Annotated in this window: 18 protein-coding genes; 8 read left to right on the forward strand and 10 right to left on the reverse strand. The window is 63.6% G+C overall.

Going from position 1 to position 20445, the window contains the following annotated elements; all coding sequences use genetic code 11:
* The first annotated feature begins 130 nt into the window (after positions 1 to 130).
* The 5 genes from rpoH (at position 131) to cydX (ending at position 4571) form a co-directional block, all read left to right on the forward strand.
* Complete coding sequence (rpoH, locus tag BLT65_RS11440; RefSeq protein ID WP_042306326.1) at positions 131 to 1066, forward strand: RNA polymerase sigma factor RpoH; 936 nt, start codon at positions 131 to 133, stop codon at positions 1064 to 1066.
* Between the two features lie 314 nt (positions 1067 to 1380).
* On the forward strand, positions 1381 to 1653 hold the full coding sequence (gene cydP, locus BLT65_RS11445) for a cytochrome oxidase putative small subunit CydP (protein ID WP_091777816.1): 273 nt from the start codon (positions 1381 to 1383) through the stop codon (positions 1651 to 1653).
* Entirely contained in the window at positions 1643 to 3232 is a 1590-nt protein-coding gene (locus BLT65_RS11450) for a cytochrome ubiquinol oxidase subunit I (RefSeq protein WP_042306328.1), read from the forward strand. The genes cydP and BLT65_RS11450 overlap by 11 nt, the downstream gene beginning before the upstream one ends.
* 55 nt (positions 3233 to 3287) lie before the next feature.
* Positions 3288 to 4424, forward strand: coding sequence for a cytochrome d ubiquinol oxidase subunit II (gene cydB, locus BLT65_RS11455; protein WP_091777818.1), 1137 nt, complete (start codon positions 3288 to 3290; stop codon positions 4422 to 4424).
* A 27-nt stretch (positions 4425 to 4451) separates the two neighbouring features.
* Positions 4452 to 4571, forward strand: coding sequence for a cytochrome bd-I oxidase subunit CydX (cydX, locus tag BLT65_RS11460; RefSeq protein WP_042306330.1), 120 nt, complete (start codon positions 4452 to 4454; stop codon positions 4569 to 4571).
* Between the two features lie 71 nt (positions 4572 to 4642).
* On the opposite strand, the gene nagE is transcribed toward cydX, so the two are convergent.
* The 5 genes from nagE to BLT65_RS11485 all read right to left on the reverse strand — a co-directional run bounded on the left by nagE (position 4643) and on the right by BLT65_RS11485 (position 12047).
* Positions 4643 to 6406: an N-acetylglucosamine-specific PTS transporter subunit IIBC gene (nagE, locus tag BLT65_RS11465; RefSeq protein ID WP_091777820.1), complete on the reverse strand. Its 1764-nt coding sequence runs from the start codon at positions 6404 to 6406 to the stop codon at positions 4643 to 4645.
* A 109-nt stretch (positions 6407 to 6515) separates the two neighbouring features.
* The gene (ptsP, locus tag BLT65_RS11470) at positions 6516 to 9104 is read right to left on the reverse strand and encodes a phosphoenolpyruvate--protein phosphotransferase (protein WP_091778142.1); all 2589 of its coding nucleotides are present in this window, start codon (positions 9102 to 9104) and stop codon (positions 6516 to 6518) included.
* Between the two features lie 13 nt (positions 9105 to 9117).
* Positions 9118 to 10125 carry an SIS domain-containing protein gene (locus BLT65_RS11475; protein ID WP_091777822.1) on the reverse strand — a complete coding sequence of 336 codons (1008 nt, stop codon included), beginning with the start codon at positions 10123 to 10125 and terminating at the stop codon, positions 9118 to 9120.
* The gene (gene nagA, locus BLT65_RS11480; protein ID WP_091777824.1) at positions 10118 to 11221 is read right to left on the reverse strand and encodes an N-acetylglucosamine-6-phosphate deacetylase; all 1104 of its coding nucleotides are present in this window, start codon (positions 11219 to 11221) and stop codon (positions 10118 to 10120) included. The genes BLT65_RS11475 and nagA overlap by 8 nt, the downstream gene beginning before the upstream one ends.
* 91 nt (positions 11222 to 11312) lie before the next feature.
* Positions 11313 to 12047, reverse strand: a complete 735-nt coding sequence (locus tag BLT65_RS11485; protein WP_042306334.1) for a GntR family transcriptional regulator — start codon at positions 12045 to 12047, stop codon at positions 11313 to 11315.
* A gap of 376 nt (positions 12048 to 12423) precedes the next feature.
* On the opposite strand from BLT65_RS11485, the gene BLT65_RS11490 reads away from it, so the two are divergent.
* Positions 12424 to 13347: a bifunctional helix-turn-helix transcriptional regulator/GNAT family N-acetyltransferase gene (locus BLT65_RS11490; protein WP_091777826.1), complete on the forward strand. Its 924-nt coding sequence runs from the start codon at positions 12424 to 12426 to the stop codon at positions 13345 to 13347.
* Between the two features lie 89 nt (positions 13348 to 13436).
* Here BLT65_RS11490 and BLT65_RS11495 read toward each other — a convergent pair whose 3' ends face one another.
* Positions 13437 to 14249 carry a MetQ/NlpA family ABC transporter substrate-binding protein gene (locus BLT65_RS11495; RefSeq protein WP_042306336.1) on the reverse strand — a complete coding sequence of 271 codons (813 nt, stop codon included), beginning with the start codon at positions 14247 to 14249 and terminating at the stop codon, positions 13437 to 13439.
* Between the two features lie 332 nt (positions 14250 to 14581).
* On the opposite strand from BLT65_RS11495, the gene BLT65_RS11500 reads away from it, so the two are divergent.
* On the forward strand, positions 14582 to 15400 hold the full coding sequence (locus tag BLT65_RS11500; RefSeq protein WP_091777828.1) for an FkbM family methyltransferase: 819 nt from the start codon (positions 14582 to 14584) through the stop codon (positions 15398 to 15400).
* A 7-nt stretch (positions 15401 to 15407) separates the two neighbouring features.
* Here the strand turns inward: BLT65_RS11500 and BLT65_RS11505 are convergent, their stop codons facing one another.
* Positions 15408 to 17174 (reverse strand): methyl-accepting chemotaxis protein, encoded by a 1767-nt coding sequence (locus BLT65_RS11505; RefSeq protein ID WP_091777830.1) that lies wholly within the window; start codon positions 17172 to 17174, stop codon positions 15408 to 15410.
* Positions 17175 to 17389: 215 nt separating this feature from the next.
* Between BLT65_RS11505 and BLT65_RS11510 the strand changes: the two genes are divergently transcribed.
* Positions 17390 to 17680, forward strand: coding sequence for a YciI family protein (locus BLT65_RS11510; protein ID WP_007579663.1), 291 nt, complete (start codon positions 17390 to 17392; stop codon positions 17678 to 17680).
* 80 nt (positions 17681 to 17760) lie between these two features.
* On the opposite strand, the gene BLT65_RS11515 is transcribed toward BLT65_RS11510, so the two are convergent.
* Genes BLT65_RS11515 through BLT65_RS11525 form a run of 3 tightly spaced genes read right to left on the reverse strand, consistent with a single transcriptional unit; the run spans position 17761 to position 20403 of the window.
* Complete coding sequence (locus BLT65_RS11515; protein ID WP_042306339.1) at positions 17761 to 18378, reverse strand: SCO family protein; 618 nt, start codon at positions 18376 to 18378, stop codon at positions 17761 to 17763.
* A gap of 4 nt (positions 18379 to 18382) precedes the next feature.
* On the reverse strand, positions 18383 to 19288 hold the full coding sequence (cyoE, locus tag BLT65_RS11520; RefSeq protein ID WP_091777832.1) for a heme o synthase: 906 nt from the start codon (positions 19286 to 19288) through the stop codon (positions 18383 to 18385).
* A gap of 5 nt (positions 19289 to 19293) precedes the next feature.
* Entirely contained in the window at positions 19294 to 20403 is a 1110-nt protein-coding gene (locus BLT65_RS11525; protein WP_091777835.1) for a COX15/CtaA family protein, read from the reverse strand.
* Positions 20404 to 20445 lie beyond the last annotated feature (42 nt).

A 20445-nucleotide genomic window follows, 5' to 3' on the forward strand; every position in this document is an offset into this window, starting at 1 on the left:
ATTTTCGATAGGAAAGAGGGAACTTGCATGCCCCTATGGCTTCTAAGTATTAGCACTCGGTAAATGAGAGTGCTAACATCCATCGTGGTCCGCTTTGGCGGACATTTGTCTGAATAAAGGAGTCTGCTACGTGAGCAACACATTGACCCTCCCGAGTACTCTGAGCCCGTCGTCGGCTAAGGCCGCTCCGGCAGGTGCACTGGCGCTCTCGCACGCTTCTCTTCTGCCCGGCCAGCTGGGCAACATCGACGCCTACATCCAGGCCGTAAACCGGATTCCGATGCTGACGCCGGCGGAAGAGCGCCAGTACGCCACCGAGTACCGCGAGCAAAACAATCTCGGCTCGGCGCGCAAGCTAGTCCTGTCGCACCTGCGACTGGTCGTGTCGATCGCGCGTAATTACCTCGGTTATGGTCTGCCGCATGCCGACCTGATCCAGGAAGGCAACATCGGCCTGATGAAGGCCGTGAAGCGCTTCGACCCGACGCAGAACGTGCGCCTCGTGTCCTATGCAATGCATTGGATCAAGGCCGAAATCCACGAGTACATCCTGCGCAACTGGCGCATGGTGAAAGTGGCGACGACCAAGGCGCAACGCAAGCTGTTCTTCAACCTGCGCAGCCACAAGCAAGGGTTGCAGTCCTTCACGCCGGACGAGATCGAGGGCCTGGCCAAAGAGCTGAACGTGAAGCGCGAGGAAGTGTCCGAGATGGAAACGCGGCTGTCGGGCGGCGATATCGCGCTCGAAGGCCAGGTCGAAGACGGCGAAGAAGCATTCGCCCCGATCGCCTATCTCGCCGATTCGCACAGCGAGCCGACAGCCGTGCTGGCCGCGCGTCAGCGTGACCGTCTGCATAGCGACGGCATCGCAAGCGCGCTGGAATCGCTCGATCCGCGCAGCCGCCGCATCATCGAAGCACGCTGGCTGCAGGTGGAAGACGACGGTTCGGGCGGCTCGACGCTGCACGAACTGGCCGACGAGTTCGGCGTATCGGCGGAGCGGATTCGCCAGATCGAAGCAAGCGCGATGAAGAAAATGCGCACCGCGCTGGCCGAGTACGCGTAACCTCAGAGAAGCAGCGGGCGCGCGCCAGTTACCGGCCGCCCCCGTTTCGAAACAGAGCCCCGCTCTTCGCACGAAGGCGGGGCTTTTTCTTGCGCGTCGTCAAATATTGCGCAGATACGCGTCATTGTCGAGACATTGCCTTGACCTCGCGCAGTACGTAAATTATTAGTGATAGAGACGGACCACCTCGCGACACGATGACGCGGCCCCGTCCGCCATCCCATTCCTACAATGGTTGTGCATGCGCCAGTGCCGCGAGTGATGCGCACTGTGTCCTGCCGGGTCAACCGGCGCGATGTCGTTGCCCATAAAACATGGCCATAACGCTCAATCACAGGAATGCCACCCGCCGCACGCTCGCCAGCCGCATCGTCGCGTGGGCTCGCGGTCCGACCTTCGCCCGCGACATCGTGATCGTGCTCGCGATCAAATTCGCGCTTCTGTTCGCGCTCAAGTTCGCGTTCTTCAATCACCCGCAGGCGCAGAACATGTCGCTACCGCCTGCGCAGGTCGCCCAGGCGCTGCTGTCGGTGCCCGTATCCGTCCCAGCGCCGCCTTCGAATCAAGGTGCCAACCATGCCCGCTAGCGACGTCGTCGATCTCTCTCGCCTGCAATTCGCCGTCACGGCGCTGTATCACTTTCTATTCGTGCCGCTGACGCTCGGGCTGTCGTGGCTGCTCGTCATCATGGAAAGCGTCTACGTGATGACGGGCAAGCCGATCTACAAGGACATGACGCAGTTCTGGGGCAAGCTGTTCGGCATCAACTTCGCGATGGGCGTCACCACGGGTCTCACGCTGGAGTTCCAGTTCGGCACCAACTGGTCGTACTACTCGCACTATGTCGGCGATATTTTCGGCGTGCCGCTGGCCGTCGAAGGGCTGATGGCGTTCTTTCTCGAATCGACCTTCGTCGGGCTGTTCTTCTTCGGCTGGAACCGGCTGTCGCGCATCCAGCATCTGATGGTCACGTTTCTCGTCGCGCTCGGCTCGAACCTGTCCGCGCTGTGGATCCTGATCGCGAACGGCTGGATGAACAACCCGGTCGGCGCGGAGTTCAACTACGAAACGATGCGCATGGAGCTGTCGAGCCTGTTCGCCGTGATCTTCAATCCCGTCGCGCAGGTGAAGTTCGTGCATACGGTGTCGGCGGGCTATGTGACGGCGTCGATGTTCGTGCTCGGGCTGTCGTCGTGGTATCTGCTCAAGCGCCGCGACATCGACTTCGCGCTGCGCTCGTTCGCCGTCGCGGCCGGCTTCGGGCTGGCGTCCACGTTATGCGTGATCGTGCTCGGGGACGAATCGGGCTACACCACGGGCGAAGTGCAGCGGATGAAGCTCGCCGCGATCGAATCCGAATGGGAAACCGCGCCGCCGCCCGCGCCGTTCACGATTGTCGGCATTCCGAACCAGCAGGCAGAGCGCACCGACTACGCGTTGCGCGTGCCGTACGCGCTCGGCATCATCGCGACGCGTTCGCTCGACGAGCCTGTCATTGGTCTGAAAGAACTGATGGCGCGCAACGAGACACGCATCCGCAACGGCATGCTCGCGTACGACGCGCTGCAAAAGATCAAGCAAGGCGACGCCAGCGACGCAACACACGCCGCCTTCGACCAGCACAAGCAGGACCTCGGCTACGGCCTGTTGCTCAAGCAGTTCACGCCGAACGTCACCGACGCCTCCGCCGAACAGATCAAACAGGCCGCAAAGAAAACCGTGCCGCCCGTTCTGCCCGTGTTCTGGTCGTTCCGGTTGATGGTCGGCCTTGGCATCCTGTTCCTCGCGACCTTCGTGCTCGCGTTCTTCTTCTGCGCGCAACGCTCGCTGCTGCGCGACAACCGTCGCTGGTTCCTGCGCTGGGCCGTGTGGGCGATTCCACTGCCGTGGCTCGCGGCGGAGTTCGGCTGGATCGTCGCGGAAGTCGGGCGCCAGCCGTGGACTATCGCGGGCATTCTGCCGACTTCGCTATCGGCGTCGAGCCTGACAGCGGGCGATCTGTATCTGAGCCTCGCGGGCTTCGTCGTGTTCTACACCGCGCTTTTCATCATCGAGATCACGCTGATGTTCAAGTACGCGCGGCTCGGGCCTTCGTCGCTGCATACAGGGCGTTACCACCACGAGCAGACCGCGAAGCCGGCGGTCGGCGCGAACACGGCGGCATGAGCAGCATCGACAGTGACACCCTTGCCGTCGCAGGAAAACACGAGGAAACATCGCTATGGATTACGCAACCCTCAAAGTGATCTGGTGGGTGCTCATCGGCGTGCTGCTGATCGGCTTCGCGCTCACCGACGGCTTCGACATGGGCGCAGCAATCCTGCTGCCGTTCATCGGCAAAACGGATGCGGAGCGGCGCATTGTCGTCAACACCGTCGGCGCGACGTGGGAAGGCAATCAGGTCTGGCTGATCACCGCGGGCGGCGCGATGTTCGCCGCGTGGCCGCTTGTTTACGCCGCGTCGTTCTCGGGCTTTTACTTCGCGATGCTGCTCGTGCTGTTCGCGCTGTTCTTCCGCCCGGTCGGCTTCGACTATCGCGGCAAGCGCGATGATCCGCGCTGGCGCACTGCGTGGGACTGGGCGCTGTTCGTCGGCGGCTTCGTGCCGGCGCTGGTGTTCGGCGTCGCGTTCGGCAATCTGCTGCAAGGCGTGCCGTTCCAGTTCGATCAGGATCTGCGAGTCACCTATCAAGGCAGCTTCTTCGAATTGCTCAATCCGTTCGCCTTGCTGTGCGGCGTCTTGAGCGTGTCGATGCTGGTCGCGCACGGCGCGGCGTTCGTCAAGATGAAGGCGGATGGCGTCGTCGCGCGGCGCGCATCGATTGCGCTGCGCATTGCGTCGCTGGTCGCGGTCGCGCTGTTTCTGATCGGCGGCGTGCTGGTCGCGACGCTGGTCGGCGGCTATCAGATCACCGAACCCGCGCCATTCGATACCGTCGCGAATCCGCTGCTGAAAAACGTGATCGGTGCGCCGGGCCTGTGGCTCACGAACTATGCGATGTATCCGTGGATGGTCGCCGCGCCCATTGCGGGCGTCGTGGGCGGTGTGCTCGCGCTCCTGCTGGCGAGTTCGCGTTTCGAGCGCAGCGCGTTTCTATCGACGTCGCTGATGGTGATCGGCGTGATCCTGACGGCGGGCTTTTCAATGTTTCCGTTCATCATGCCGTCGTCGCTCGATGGACGCAGCAGCCTCACCGTCTGGGATTCGACGTCGAGCCGGATGACGCTGCAGATCATGCTGATCGCGGTGATCATCTTTCTGCCGCTGATACTCATCTACACGAGCTGGGTGTATCGCGTGATGCGCGGCAAAGTGACGGCCGACACGATCGAACAGAACCATCATTCGATGTACTGACACGCCGCGCGCAAGAGGGAACGAACCATGTGGTACTTCAGCTGGATTCTCGGTATTGGACTTGCGCTCGCGCTCGGCATCATCAACGTGATGTGGCTCGAAGCGAACAACGCCGTCGACCCGGACGCCGATCCGGATAAACGGTAGGCGGGTAAACGAAAATCGGCGCCCCGCGGGGCGCCGATTTCCTTTGCCAAAGGCTCAGGCTTAGACGAACGTCACGCCGTTGCCGTCAGGCGCGTCGACAACTGCTGCGCGTAACGCTGCGCATCGTCGCCGACGACGATGTGGAACGTATCCGTCGACACCCACGCGACGCTCAGCGTGTCGAGACGCTGGCGATCGACGGCCGACGCATCGCGCACGACGATACGCAGACGCGTCGCCGCGACGGCTTCGAGCGAAACGACATTCGTCGCGCCGCCGAACACGGCGAGCCAACGCAGCGGGTCCGGATCGAGCGGGCCGTTGCCCGTTGCCGCAGCGGGAGTCGAAGCGGCAGCAGCAGCCGGCTTGGCCGACACAGCAGCAGGCGAAACAGCCGCCACCGCACCGCCGCTCGCGATCGTCGTACGGATTTCATCGGCGATCATGTCCGCTTCCGGTCCGATGATCACCTGCACGTTGCCGCCACCGCGCTTCAACACACCACGCGCGCCGATCGACTTCAGCTCGTTCTCCGACACCTTCTCCGAATCCACCACCGACAGACGCAGACGCGTCGTGCAAGCATCAACCACCGACAGATTCGCCGCACCGCCCAGCGCCGCGATATAACGCTGCGCGCGCGTGCCCGACGCTGCCGCCGCACCTTCGACAGGTGCTACATAACCAGCAGACGCGTACGACTCATTGGCCACTTCCGGCGTTTCCGCCTCACGGCCAGGCGTTGCCATGTTGAACTTGCGGATGAAGAAGCGGAACAGACCGTAGTAGACGATGGAATACGCAATGCCGATGGGAATCGCTTCCCAGCCCTTCGTCGACAGGCCGTAGTTCAGTACGTAGTCGATCGCGCCCGCCGAGAACGTGAAGCCGAGCTTGATGCCGAGCGCCGAGCAGATCGCGAGCGACAGACCCGTCAGCACCGCGTGGATCGCGTACAGCACAGGCGCGAGGAACATGAAGCTGAATTCGATCGGCTCCGTCACGCCCGTCAGGAACGACGTCAGCGCCATCGAGAACAGCAGGCCGCCGACCATCGCGCGGCGCTCCTTCGGCGCTTCGTGGAACATCGCAAGACACGCTGCGGGGAGACCGAACATCATGACCGGGAAGAAGCCCGTCATGAACGTGCCCGCCGTCGGATCGCCCGCGAAGAAGCGGTGCAGATCGCCCGTTACAGCGGCGCCGCCCGGCGGCGTGAACGAGCCGAACACGAACCACGCGAGCGAGTTCAGGATGTGATGCAGGCCCGTCACCAGCAGCAGACGGTTCAGCAGACCGAACACGAACGCGCCGACTGCGCCCGCCGTCGTCAGCCAGTGGCCGGCTGCGTCGATGGCCGCCTGAACGGGCGCCCACGCGTAGCCGAACACGATGCCTAACACCAGACACGCCACCCCCGTGACAATCGGCACGAAGCGTTTCCCTCCGAAGAACGCGAGGTAATCGGGAAGCTTGATGTCCTTGTACTTGTTGTACAGCATCCCCGCGACAATACCGGCGATGATCCCGGACAGCACGCCCATGTTGAGCTTGTCGTTGATGTCCTTCATCACGGCCACTTCGATCAGATAACCGATCGCGCCCGCCAGCGCCGCAACGCCGTTATTGTCCTTCGCAAAGCCGACAGCGACGCCGATCGCGAACAGGAGCGGCAGGTTGTCGAAGATCGCGCCGCCCGCGTCGGCGATCATCTTGATGTTGAACACATCGGGCTGGCCGAGGCGCAGCAACAGGCCGGCGACGGGCAAAACCGCGATCGGCAGCATCAGTGCGCGGCCAAGGCGCTGAATCTTCAGAAACGGATTTCCATCCATTGATACCTCCACTCCTTTGTCTCGTGTAGTTGCGTAATTGCTTTACATGCTGGTTGAAATGTCGAGCTGACGGATCTGGCTTTTCAGACTGGTTGCGACGCAAGCGCCATCAGTCTTGCGGCCAGATTTCGCGGCTCAGGGCTCTTACCGCTTGTGCCGATTCGAGCGCCAGAGCGTCCTGGGCGCGCTGACGGCACAACTGATAATCGAGTTTGCGTACGCGCGCCTTGATGCCGGGCACGGATACGGGGTCAACGGACAGTTCGGTCACGCCGAGGCCCACGAGCAGCGGCACCGCGAGCGGATCGCCCGCCAGCGCGCCGCACACGCCGACCCACTTGCCGTGCTTGTCGGCGCCCTGCACCGCCGCTGAAACGAGGCGCAGCACGGCCGGATGCAAGCCGTCCGCCTGGGCGGCGAGATCCGGCTGGCAGCGGTCCATGGCGAGCGTGTATTGCGTGAGATCGTTGGTGCCGATCGACAGGAAGTCTGCGTGCTTCGACAACTGATCGGCGAGCAGCGCCGCCGACGGCACTTCGATCATCACGCCGACTTCGATCTTCTCGGCGCGGCCCGCTTCGGCGGCGAGTTCGTCGATGCGCTTGCGCAGCCGCACGAGTTCGCCCACGTCCGTCACCATCGGCAGCAGGATGCGCACCTTGCCGACGGGCTGAACTGCAAGCAGGCCGCGCAACTGATCTTCGAGCAGATCCGGGCGCACCTGCGCGAGACGGATACCGCGCAGGCCAAGCGCCGGGTTCGGTTCGGGCGGCAACGTCAGGTAATCGACTTCCTTGTCCGCGCCGACGTCGAGCGTACGGATGATGGCCGTGCGGCCCTTCAGCGCTTCGACGATCGACTGATAGCTCTGGCGATGTTCGTCGACGGTCGGCGCCGCCTGGCGATGGATGAACAGCAGTTCGGTGCGCAGCAGGCCTACGGCATCCGCGCCGTTATCAACGGCCGTGGTTGCGTCGTCGAGCGTCGCGATGTTTGCGGCGACTTCGATCGCGCGGCCGTCGCTGGTGGCGGCGGCTTGCTGCGACGTGCGGCGATTCACTTCGCGCACGCCGGCCAGACGCTCACGCTCGTTGCGCGCGCGTTCGACATCGAGTGCGCTCGGCGCGTATTCCAGATGGCCCGCCGTCGCGTCGACCACGACCTGCGTGCCATCGGCGACCGCGTGCAGCGCGTCGCCCATCGCGACCAGCGCGGGAATGCCCGCCTGACGCGCGATGATCGCCGCGTGCGACGTAGCGCCGCCGCGCGCCATCACAAGCGCCGTCACACGCTTGCGATCCAGTGACGACAGATCGGACGGCGTGAATTCGTCCGCGCTCAGCACGGCTTCATCCGGCAGCGAACGCGTAGCAGCGTTCGAGTAACCGAGCGCGCGCAGCACGCGCTTTTCGAGGTCGCGCAAGTCGGCGGCACGTTCGGCGAGCAGCGCGTCATCGACCTTCGACAGCACGCCGATCTGCGCACGGATCGCCTCGCGCCACGCGAAGCCCGCGCTCTTGCCGAGGCTGATCAGATCGCGCGCGGCGTCGATTAGCGTCGGGTCTTCGAGCAGCACGCGATGCACCGCGAAAATACCCGCTTCGCCATGCGCGCCGCGTTGCGATGCGTCGCGGACGGTCGTGTTCAGTTCGGCGTCGACGGCGGCGATCGCCTTGTCGAGCGCACGGCTTTCGGCGGCGGGCGTGTTGCCCGTCGTCTCCGGCGGATCGATGTCGGCATCGTCCCAACGCACGAGCTTGCCGACGGCGATGCCGGGCGCCGCGCACACGCCCGCGAGCGTGTTCGGTGCGAGCGCTTCACCCGTCTTCGGCACGGCTGTGACAGGTGCCGGCGACAGCTGGCGCGCCGGCATTTCTTCCGCTTCGCCATGCGCCTCACGCGTCAGTTCGCGCACTACCGCCTCGACGGCCGCACCAGCCTGCGCGCCGATACCGACGATCTCGACCGTCGCACCCTGCCCCGCGCCCAAACCGAGCAAGCCGACGACGCTCTCGATCGCCGCCTTCTTGCCTTCGAAACGCACTTCGACGCGCGCATCGAGACCGCGCGCCGCTTCGCGCGCCCGTGCTGCGGGACGCGCATGCAGACCGCCGGCGTGTTCAAGCACGATCGTCTGACGCGCTTCTTCGCTCACGCTCGATGCTTCGCGCGATGCCGCCACGGCCGCACCGTCACGAACGCGAAGCGTAAGCAGCGGCGACTGGCCCGCCTTGAGTACGCCATCAGCCGCAGCGCGCTCGACGATCTCGAACGCATCCGAGTTCGCTATCGCGATCACCGAAACAAGACTCGGCGCACTGCGCGCAACGGCATCCTGATCGAACTCGATCAGCACGTCGCCCGCACGCACGGTCGCGCCCTGCTCGATCAGCGGCGCAAAGCCCTTGCCGTTCAGCTCGACCGTGTCGATACCGATATGCAGCAGGATTTCGGCGCCTTCTGCCGTCGTGATCGTGACAGCATGGCCGGTGCGCGCCAGATGCATCACGACGCCGTCGCACGGCGCAACGAGCTTGCCTTCCAGCGGATCGATACCGATACCGTCGCCAAACATGCCGCCCGAAAACACCGGGTCGGGCACCTTCGCGAGCGGGACGACGGGACCCGTCATCGGCGCGAGCAGGACAATATGGCCTTCGGAATGGCTCTTCAAACGGGACTCCTCGACACGTCGCATCTGCATCTCTCGATCAATGAGTTTCGGTGACTTTCATCAGATGGCGCGGCGCATCAGGATTGCGTCCGCGAGCGGCGGCGAGGCCGGCAGCCATCACATAGAAAGAAAGGATTGCGGCAATCGGATCGAGCGCCGCGTGCGCCGTCGATACGAGCGGCAAGGTGGCTTCGGGTACGTCGTCCGGTGCGGCGAGCAGCACGCGCGCGCCGCGCGCCTGCATGTCGCGTGCGAGTTGCAGCAGGCCTGCCTGCTCCGGTCCGCGCGGGGCGAACACCAGCAACGGATAGTCACGGTCGATCAGTTCCATCGGGCCGTGACGCACTTCTGCGCTCGAAAACGCCTCGGCCTGGATACCCGACGTTTCCTTGAGCTTCAACGCCGCTTCCTGCGCGATCGCGAGGCCCAGACCACGGCCGATCACGATCATGCGTTCGGCGTCGCGCAGTTCATCGACGGCCTTCGACCAGTCGAGTGCGCCCGCGCGGCGCAGTGCGTCCGGCAGTGACTTCAGGCCGTCGAGCAGCGCTTCGTCCTTCTGCCAGTGCGCGACGAGTTGCGCCGACACGGACAGCATCGCGATATAGCTCTTGGTCGCCGCAACGCTCAGTTCGGGACCGGCGTGCAACGGCAGATAGAACTCGCACGCTGCTTCGAGCGGCGAATCCGGCACGTTGACGGCGGCCACGGTCAGCGCACCCGCTTCGCGCAGCGCCTGCATCGTGCCGACCAGATCGGGGCTCTTGCCCGATTGCGAAAACCCGAGCGCAAGCTGGTTGCGCACCTGCAGCGGCGCTTGTTGAAGGGTCGCGACGGACATCGGCAGCGACGCGACGGGCAGGCCGACGCGGCTCATCGTCAGCGAGGCGAAGTAACTCGCCGCGTGATCCGAGCTGCCGCGCGCCACCGTCAGCGCGACATGACGCGGCTCCTGTGCGAGACGGGCCGCGAGCGCTTCCACGCGCGACGTATCGTTGAGTTGCGCGGCGACCACGTCAGCGGACGCCAGCGCCTCTTTAAGCATATTCGACAATCGATTCTCCTTCGACGTAAGTCGCCGTCAACGCCAGTTCGCGATCGAACACGACGATGTCTGCCCACGCGCCGCGCGTGAGACGGCCGCGGTCTTCGAGGCCGAGATAGTCGGCGGCATAACGGGACATACGGTTTGACACATCGGCCATCGGCAGGCCGAGCGATACGAGGTTGCGCAGCGCCTGATCCATCGTCAGCGTGCTGCCTGCGAGCGTGCCGTCGGCAAGGCGCACGCCGCCGAGGCACTTCGTCACGTGCTGGCTGCCGAGGCGATATTCGCCGTCAGGCATGCCCGTCGCCGACGTGCTGTCCGTCACCACGTAGAGACGCGGAATCGCGCGCATCGCGGCGCGGATCGCGCCCGGATGGACGTGCAGCAGGTCGGGAATGATTTCCGCGTACTCGGCATGCGCGAGCGCCGCGCCGACCATCCCCGGATTGCGGTGATGCAGCGGCGACATCGCGTTGAACAGGTGCGTGAAGCTGCGCGCGCCGTGCTTCATCGCGGCGACGGCGTCGTCGTACGTACCGAGCGAGTGGCCGAGCTGCACGCGCACGCCGCGCGCGTTGATCTCGGAGATGATCTCCATGTGGCCGGAGATTTCCGGCGCGATCGTGACGACGCGAATGGGAGCGATCGACAGATACTTCAACACTTCGTCGAGCACCGCCGACACGGCTGCGTCAGGCTGCGCGCCGAGCTTGCCGGGGTTGATATACGGACCTTCGAGATGCACGCCGAGCACGCGCGCGCCCCCAGGCACGCGGTTCTTCGCGACGTCGCCGAGACCCGCGACGACGGCCATCAGCTCGTCGCGCGGCGCCGTCATCGTGGTGGCGAGCAGGCTCGTCGTGCCGAAGCGCGCATGTGTACGCGTGATCGCCTCGATCGCGTTGCCCGCTTCCATCACGTCGGCGCCACCGCCGCCATGCACGTGCAGGTCGATGAAGCCGGGCAGGATGTACGGCGCGTCATTGGTCGACGGATCGGCGGCGTTGCCCGTGATGGCCGTGATGCGGCCGTTTGCGGATTCGATCGTGCCGTGGATCCAGCCTTCGGGGGTGAGTATGTTTCCGGTCAGCATGAGTCTCTCTGATGTTGCGTTATGCAGTGCGTGACTGATTCGCGCCGCGTGCGTTCCGTTTGTCTGCCGTCGCGCCTTTCGGCGCGCCAGGTCACAGCCGCAGTTCAGCGACGAAGTCGTAGTAGTCGTCCCGGCAATAGGTATCGGTGAGTTCGATGGCGCGCTGATCCGCGCTGTAGCCCACGCGCGTGATCAGCAGCAGTGCGCTGCCTTGTTCGAGGTCCATCAGCGTGGCGATCTCGCTCGACGCGTTGACGGCGCGAAAGTGTTGCAGCGCGCGCACGACGGGCAAGCCGCGCTGTTCGAGGTAGCTGTAGAGCGAGCCGCCGATGGCCAGCGGATCGGACACGATCGACACGGGCAGCGACGAATGCTCGACCGCCATCACGATGCCGTCGGCGCGGCGCAAGCGGCGCAGGCTCGCGACCGACGCGCCCGGCGACAGCCCCAGATGCACGATCTCGTCGCGCGTCGCGCTGCGGACCTCGCGTTCGAGCCATATCGAATCCGGGCGGAAGCCACGCTGCTCCATCTTCTTCGTGAAGCCGGTGAGACGCGACAGCGGATCTTCGACGCGCGGCGTGATGAAGCTGCCGGCGCCACGCGCGCGCCGGATCAAGCCTTGCTCGACCAGCAGCGCAATCGCCTTGCGCGCCGTGATACGCGAGACGCCGATCGCATCGGACAACGAGCGCTCCGACGGCAGTGCTTCACCCGCCGACCACACGCCGCAATGAATCGCCGTCGCCAGATTGCGGGCGAGCTGCAGGTAGAGCGGCGTGACGTTGTGGACGTCAGGTGTCAGTGCGGACCAACGGGTTTCCATATGGCTCGGTCGGGGATCGTGAGGAGACGGGACTGCTTGGCCTACGAATTGGAGCCCATTATATAACCACCATAATACCAGTCAACGAGCTGGTATCTAGCTGGTCTACATCAAGCAAACCCTTGCCTGATAAGGAATTCCGCGAATTAAGCGGTTTCCAACTGACAAGCCGCTGGCATTAGGGCATACCCGTATCTGAGCCCAGTTGCCCAACTGGTTCGCACGAATCGTCTGTCAAGTTACGTGCGTTAACCCGCAAATGTCATACCTCTTTATTAACGATCTGGTGCAAACTTCGAAATTCGCGAGCGATCACTCGATGGAAACAACATAGCTTGGTGAACCGAATGACAGGCCAATACGGGGAGCGGAAACGGTGAACGATCCCGCTATAGTCCGGGCGGAAGCCGTCCGCCATTTCAATCGTTTTTACACGCAGCACATCGGGGCGCTGCACGAACATCTGCAGAAAAGCCCGTATTCGCTGACCGAGGTGCGGGTCATGCACGAACTGTCGCGCAGCGAACACCAGACGGCGGCGGCGCTCGCGCGCAATCTCGGCATCGACAGCGGCTATCTGAGCCGGCTGCTGTCGAGCTTCGAGCGGCGCAACCTGATTTCGCGGCGGACGTCGGAGATCGACGCGCGCCAGTCACTCGTCTCGTTGACCGAGGCGGGGCTTGCCGCGTACCAGCCGCTCGACGCCGCCGCGCTCGACGAGGTCGGCGCCGTTCTTGCGCGGCTCGCGCCGCATTCGCAGGATCAACTGATCCGCGCGATGAAGCTGATCGAGCGCCTGCTCGACGAGCGGCCGCGGCATAGCATCGTCACGCTGCGCGCGCCGCGAGCGGGCGAATACGGTTGGCTGGTGTCACGCCAGGCGCAGCTGTTCGCATACGGCCACGGCTGGGATCACACGTTCGAAGCGCTGCTCGCGCAGCAGGCCGCGCGCTTTGCGCAAGGTCACGACACGTTGCGCGAAATCTGCTGGGTCGCGGAACAGGATGGCTTGATCGTCGGATCGGCGCTCGTCGCGGCGGCATCCGACATGCAGGCGAGTGTGCGTATGCTGTATGTCGAACCGGACGTGCGGCGGCTCGGCATCGGCACGCAACTGATCAACGAATGCGTGCGCTTCGCGAAGCGCGCGGGATATCGGACACTCTCCGTCGAAAGCGAGAGTTCGCTCGACGACGCTCGGCGGCTCGTTACGCAGGCTGGCTTTACGCTGATATCGACGGCACCCGAGCGGCGCTTTGGGCGCGATCTCGTCATCGAGCAATGGGAGCGCGCACTATAGCGGCAGCGTCTCGTGCCTTTGCGACGCGCATAAAAAAAGCGCCACGGTTTCCTGGGGCGCTTTTTTTTCGCATCATGCGATCAGGTCGCTTAGAACGACGGCACGACCGAACCCTTGAACTCCGTCTTGATGAACTGGCGCACGTCTTCCGACTGATACGCCGCGACCAGCTTCTTCACCCACGGCTGATCCTTGTCCTTGATGCGCACGGCGATCAGGTTCGCGTACGGGCTGTGGACGTCTTCGAGCGCGATTGCGTCTTTGGTCGGCTGCAGACCGGCTGCCAGCGCAAAGTTCGTGTTGATCGCGGCGGCATCGACGTCGGAGAGCGAACGCGGCAATTGCGCTGCGTCCAGTTCGATCAGCTTCACCTTCTTTGGATTGTCGGCGACATCGAGCGGCGTCGCGTTGCTGCCGTTCGTGCCTGCGCCCGCCTTCAGCTTGATCACGCCTTGCGACTGCAACAGCAGCAATGCGCGATTTTCATTCGACGGATCGTTCGGCACCGCGACCTTCGCGCCTTGCGGCAAATCCTTCAGCGACTTCAGCTTCTTCGAGTAGATGCCGAGCGGCGAGATGTAGGTCAGACCGGCGTTGACGATCTTGTAGCCGCGCTGCTTGATCTGGCTGTCGAGATACGGCTGATGCTGGAAGCTGTTCGCGTCGAGGTCGCCCGCGTCGAGCGCGGCGTTCGGCTGCACGTAGTCGTTGAACTCGATGACCTTCACGTTCAGGCCTTCGCGCTTCGCGACCTTCTGCACTACCGACCAGATTTGCGCGTCGGGGCCGCTGATCGTGCCGACCTTGATGACCTTGTCGTCGGCGCGTGCGCCGAAGCTCGTGACGAGCGCCGCCGAAGCGAGCGCTGCGGAAAAGACCTTGATGAGTGTTCTGCGCTGCATGTGATTCTCTCTTGACTGCCTTGTTTCGGATTCGTATTCGACAGCGGGCACATTGACGACGCCCGCGAAGTGTCGAGCCCTAAATCGTCTCACAGGCAGGCGTCGATGGGAAATACAGGGTTCGCATATGGGTATGCGCGTTGTCCCGCGTGGTTTTGTCACGGGTTTGCATGGCGTGCCGCGCTGCGCCTGGCGCTTTAGGAGTCGTCCTATGTAAGCATGCGCGCCGCTTTTTTAAGATAAGCCTGCCTTTCAAGCCCAATCGATTCGTCGGGCGCATCTCACCCGGCCTTCGTTGCGGACACTCCACTCACGACTCAAACGAGAAACACATGTCATATCCCGCTCGCCCCATCGCCTTCGTTCTCGCTTCGACCAACCACGGCAACATGATCGTCAACCGCAACGATTTCGCGATCAAACAGGACGGCGGCGTGTTCGGCGTCGGCTTTCAGTTGCTCACGGCGTCTCAATTCGATCTCAACGAAATCAAACTCGCACTCCTGATTCTCGACCTGCGCCGCCGCCATTTCGGCGACGGCGTAGTCGCGATCGACGGTGGCGCGAACGTCGGTGTGCATACGATCGAATGGTCGCGGCACATGTACGGATGGGGCGAGGTGCATTCGTTCGAAGCGCAGGAAGCTGTGTATTACGCGCTGGCCGGCAACATCGCGCTCAACAACTGCATGAATGTGCGGGCGCGGCTGGCAGCACTGGGCGAAAGCTGCGGAGAGATGATCGTGCCGCGGCCCGACTATACGCGGCCCGCGAGCTTCGGCAGCCTGGAACTGCGTCAACGTGAAAATACCGAGGCCATCGGGCAGCCGATCTCTTACGACGCGCAGCACGGCGTCAAGGTGCCCGTGATCGATCTGCCTTCTTTGAATCTCGACCGACTGGACTTTTTGAAGCTCGACGTCGAAGGGATGGAACTCGACGTCTTGCGCGGGGCACGCGCGGTGCTCGAACAACACCGCCCAGTCATGCTGATCGAAATGATCAAGTCTGATCGTGACGCGATTCAGACTTTTCTAACCGAACTCGGTTATCGTCAGTTTGACTATGGAATCGATCAACTGGCGATCCACGAATCCGACCCGACCTTGCAGCACATCCACCGAACCGAGAACGGCCTCGTTCTCGGTTGAGGTGCCGTTAGAAGGTAGTCCAATCGTCATCGGATGACGACGCCTTAACCGGACGCGGCGACGCATCCGTCTTCACGGCCGGTCTCACGGCCTCGCGCGCACCGGCGTCCGCTTTCGTCACCGTCGCGCCTGCGGCGGCTGCCGGCTTCGCGACTGGCTTCGCCGCTGCATTCACGACCTTCTTCGCTGCCGCGGGAACCGTCTTCGCAGCGACCGCAGGCTCACCGCCATTTATCCGGAACGCACCGATCGTCTGACGCAGACGCGCCGCCTGATCCTGCAGCGATGCAGCAGCGGCCGCAGCCTGCTCGACGAGCGCCGCGTTCTGCTGCGTGACTTCGTCCATCTGCGTGACGGCACGTCCTACCTGCGAAATGCCGCTGCTCTGCTCTTCCGACGCCGCCGCGATCTCGCCCATGATGTCCGTCACGCGGCGCACCGCCTGCATGATCTCGCTCATCGTCGTGCCCGCCTGCTCGACGAGCGTGTAGCCATTGTTGACGCGCTCCACCGATGCGCCGATCAGTTGCTTGATTTCCTTCGCCGCCGTCGCCGAACGCTGCGCAAGGCTGCGCACCTCGCCCGCGACGACCGCGAAGCCGCGGCCCTGCTCGCCCGCACGCGCCGCTTCGACGGCCGCGTTCAGCGCGAGAATATTCGTCTGGAACGCGATGCCCTCGATCACGCCGATGATGTCCGAGATCTGCCGCGAGCTGTCGTTGATCTCCGTCATCGTGCTGATCACGCGGTTGACGACCTCGTTGCCCTTCGTCGCGATGTCCGACGCGTTGTTTGCGAGGCCGCTCGCCTGGCGCGCGTTGTCGGCGTTCTGCTTGACGGTCGCCGTCAGCTCTTCCATGCTCGCCGCCGTTTCCTGTAGCGACGCCGCCTGCTGTTCCGTGCGTTGCGACAGATCGCCGTTGCCCGCCGCGATTTCCTGCGTCGCCGACGCAATCGACTCCGCCGACTGACGAATCTCACCGATCGCGCGCTGCAAGCGGCTTTGCATCTCGTTCATCGCGGCCATCATGCTCGACGAATCGTTCGCGCGCACGGACACGATCTGCGTGAGGTCGCCCGTCGCGATACGCGCCGCGAGCCTGGCGGCATCCTGCGGCTCGCCGCCGAGGCTGCCGCGCACATTGCGGATGATCAGCAGCATCGCGAACGAAATCCCCGCGCCGATCACCAGCACGACGATGAAATGCTCGATCAGGTTCGCGTAGTAAGCGGTATCGATGTCGCGCACGAATACGCCGCTTACGATGTTCCAGTCCCACGGCGCGAAACGCACGGCATAGCTGATTTTCGGCACAGCCTCTTCGCTATGCGGCAGACGTCCGCGATATTCGGCGAAGCCTTTGCCCGTCGCCTTCGCCGCATCGACGATCGACACGTACAGCAGCTTGCCGTCCGGGTCCTTGAAGTCGCCCACCGCTTTGCCGTTCATCTGCGGCAAGGTCGGATGCATCAGCACGACGGGCTTCGAATCCATCACGAACAGGTAACCGGACTCGCCGTAGCGCATCGTCGCGAGACGCGCGAGCGCTTCGCGCTGCGCATCGGCCTCGCTCATCTTGCCGGCCTGCGCGAGCGCGTAGTAACCGCTCACGACACCCTGCGCGGCATCGACGAGATTCACCATGCCTGCCTTGCGTTCGTCGAGCATTGTCGAGCGGGTTTCCACCGCGCTCCACAATCCGACGCCCAGCAAGCCCAGCCATACGAGCACAAGCGATAACCACAGCTTGCGGTTCAGACTCATCCTACTCATTGTGTTGGTCTCTTGTGGTGTGGTCACATCTTTGGCAAATCTGCGGCGCCCGCTTAAGACAAATTGGGCGCAAACGATTGCTCTCTTGGATATCGGCAGATCGATGCGTCGACTTGAGGCGGCCTGCCAGTCACGCCCCACGCCGTGTCAGCCGATAATGACGGGATGCGGCGCCTACTCGCACCGCTCGCCTCTTCCCCATTTGCGAGGTTTTTATGTATGTCGTCTCCCTCAGCTACACCGCATCGCTCGATCGTGTCGACGATGCGCTGGAAGCGCACCGCGCGTTCCTGACGCGTCAGTTCGACGCGGGCGTGTTCATCATGGCAGGGCCGAAGGTGCCGCGCGATGGCGGTGTGATCATCGCGGCGGGTATCGAGCGATCGAGACTCGACGAGATTCTCGCGAGCGATCCATTTGCGCAGCAGAAGGTCGCGCGCTATGACGTGACGGAGTTCAAGGCGACGCGGATGGCGCCGGGCATGAATCTGAAAGCACCGGAGTGAACTGGGGCTCGGAAAATGAAAAAGGCTGCACGATGTCGTGCAGCCTTTTCATTTCAATGTGCGACTTTCGCGCCGCTCGCTCAGCCGAGCAACAGCTTCAGATCGTGAACCCACGGCGATGCGCCCTGCCCGTCACGCGCGAAAAGACGCAGCTTGCCATCGGTATCGAACACGTAGCTCGCGGCCGTGTGATCCATCGTGTAGCTGTCGGGCGTCTTGCCCGGCACCTTCGCGTAGTAGACGCGGAAGTCCTTCGTCACCTTCGTCAGCTGCTCCTGATCGGCAGGGCGCAGGCCGACGAACGTCGGATTGAACGCGGGCACGTACTGCGACAACAGTTCAGGCGTGTCGCGCTCGGGATCGACGGTGACGAACAGCACCTGCACGCGCTTCGCGTCTTCGGGGCCGAGTTGCTGGAGCGCCTGCGAAAGCTCGGCCATCGTCGTCGGGCAGACGTCGGGGCAATGCGTATAGCCGAAGAACATCACGACGACTTTGCCCTTGTAGTCGGCAAGCGAGCGCAGCTTGCCGCTCGAATCCGGCAGCGAGAAATCGGCGCCGAACTGCTTGTTTCCCGTGATATCGACGTTCGTGAACGCGGGCTGTTCCTTCCCGCATCCCGACATCAGCGCCGCGCCGCCGAGCGCGCACGCAACGAGAGCAACGCGCGCCGCGCGCGCGAAACGTTTAGTGAGCATGGTGTTACGCGCCGATCAAGGCACGCGCATAGTGGTCGATCAATAGCGCCGCAAACAGCAGCGACAGATAAACGATCGAGTAACGGAAGGTTTTACGCGCGAGGTCGTCGGAATATTCCCGATAAATCTTCCACGCATACGCGAGGAACACGGCACCCAACAGAACCGCCGACGCCAGATACACGACTCCGCTCATGCCCGAGATAAACGGCATCAGCGTGACCGCGAACAGAATGACGGTGTACAGCAAGATATGCAGACGCGTGTACTGCTCGCCGTGGGTGATGGGCAGCATCGGCAGGCCGGCGTTTTCGTAGTCCTTGCGGCGATACAGCGCGAGCGCCCAGAAATGCGGCGGCGTCCAGACGAAGATGATCAGCACGAGAATCCATGCGTCGCCGGGCACGGCGCCCGTCACGGCCGCCCAGCCGAGCGCCGGGGGCATCGCGCCCGATGCGCCGCCGATCACGATGTTCTGCGGCGTATAAGGCTTGAGCAAGAGCGTGTAGACGATCGCGTATCCGACGAAGGTGGCGATGGTGAGCCACATGGTCAGCGCGTTAGTGAACGTGTAGAGCGTCCACATGCCAAGGCCGCCGAGCACGGCCGAGAACAGCAGAATCTGCGACGTGGTGATCTCGCCGCGCGCCGAAGGACGCCACGCGGTGCGGCGCATCTTCGCGTCCACCTTTTGCTCGACGAGACAGTTGATGGCGAATGCAGCGCCCGCCAGCAACCAGATGCCGACTGCGCCGCCGATCAGTACCGTCCACGGCACCATGCCGGGCGTGGCCAGGAACATGCCGATCACTGCGCAAAACACGGCGAGCTGCGTGACACGCGGCTTCGTCAGCGCAATGTATTGAGAAATCCGGCTACCGGGCGAATGGGGGAGAGTTGTGCTGTCCATGTGGGTCACGCTGGCGCGGCGTCGCGCGCGTGAACGACGGCGCGGCCGGGACGGCTATAAGCGATTCGAAAGTTTAGCATAACGAGCAGGAGCAGCAGGATCGCGGCCCCGCCGTTATGGGCGACGGCAATGGGCAAAGGCCATTGCAAAACGATGTTCGACAGGCCCGTGATGAACTGGATCACGATCACGAGCAGCACGCCATTTGCGGGCCGCCGCAGCGACTCGAAGCGGCGCATTTTCAGCGCGAACCACAGCAGATACGCGACCACGACAAAGGCGAACGTGCGATGTGTCCAGTGGATCGCGACCAGCGCGTCCTGCGTGATCATGTCGCCGTCGCCCGTCATGCCGAGCGCGCGCCACAAGTGGAAGCCGTGCTCGAAGTCCATCGGCGGAATCCACTGGCCGTTGCAGGTCGGGAAATCGGTGCAGGCGAGCACCGCGTAGTTCGTGCTGACCCAGCCGCCGAGCGCGATTTGCACGATCAGCAGCGCGAGGCCGAACACTGCGGCAATACGCCACTGCGACGCTTCGGGCTCGTGGGCGGGCAGCGGCGTCTGACGCGCGGCGAGCCAGCCGAGCGTGCCGAGCAGCGCGAGCCCGAGCAACAGGTGAATCGTCACGATCACGGGTTGCAGCTTCATCGTCACGGTCCATGCGCCGAACGCGCCCTGCACGAGGATCAGCAGCAGCAGCGACGTCGGCCACCACGGCGACACGTGCAGCGGACGGCGCTTGATGCGCGCGACCCACGCGATGACCGTCTGCGCGACGATCAGCACGCCGATCGCCATCGCGAAGTAGCGGTGAATCATCTCGATCCATGCCTTCGTCATGCTGACGGGGCCCGACGGCATCGCGTGATACGCGGCATTGATCGCCGCGTGCGCGATGAACGGCGACGACGTGCCGTAGCAGCCCGGCCAGTCCGGGCAGCCGAGCCCCGAATCGGTCAGGCGCGTGAAGCCGCCGAACATCACGAGGTCCAGCGTCAGGAAGGTCGTGACCCAGACCAGCTTGCGAAACTTGTTGTCGTCGGCGTTCACCCACACGTACGACAGCGGCAGCAGCGCAATGCACAGCCCGATCAGTCCCAGTTGCAATACGAACATCTATCTTTCCTTCTCTCGCCACCAGGCGAGTTTCAACGTGCT

Origin of the sequence: Paraburkholderia steynii (assembly GCF_900100565.1) — a bacterium.
Lineage (GTDB): Bacteria > Pseudomonadota > Gammaproteobacteria > Burkholderiales > Burkholderiaceae > Paraburkholderia > Paraburkholderia terrae.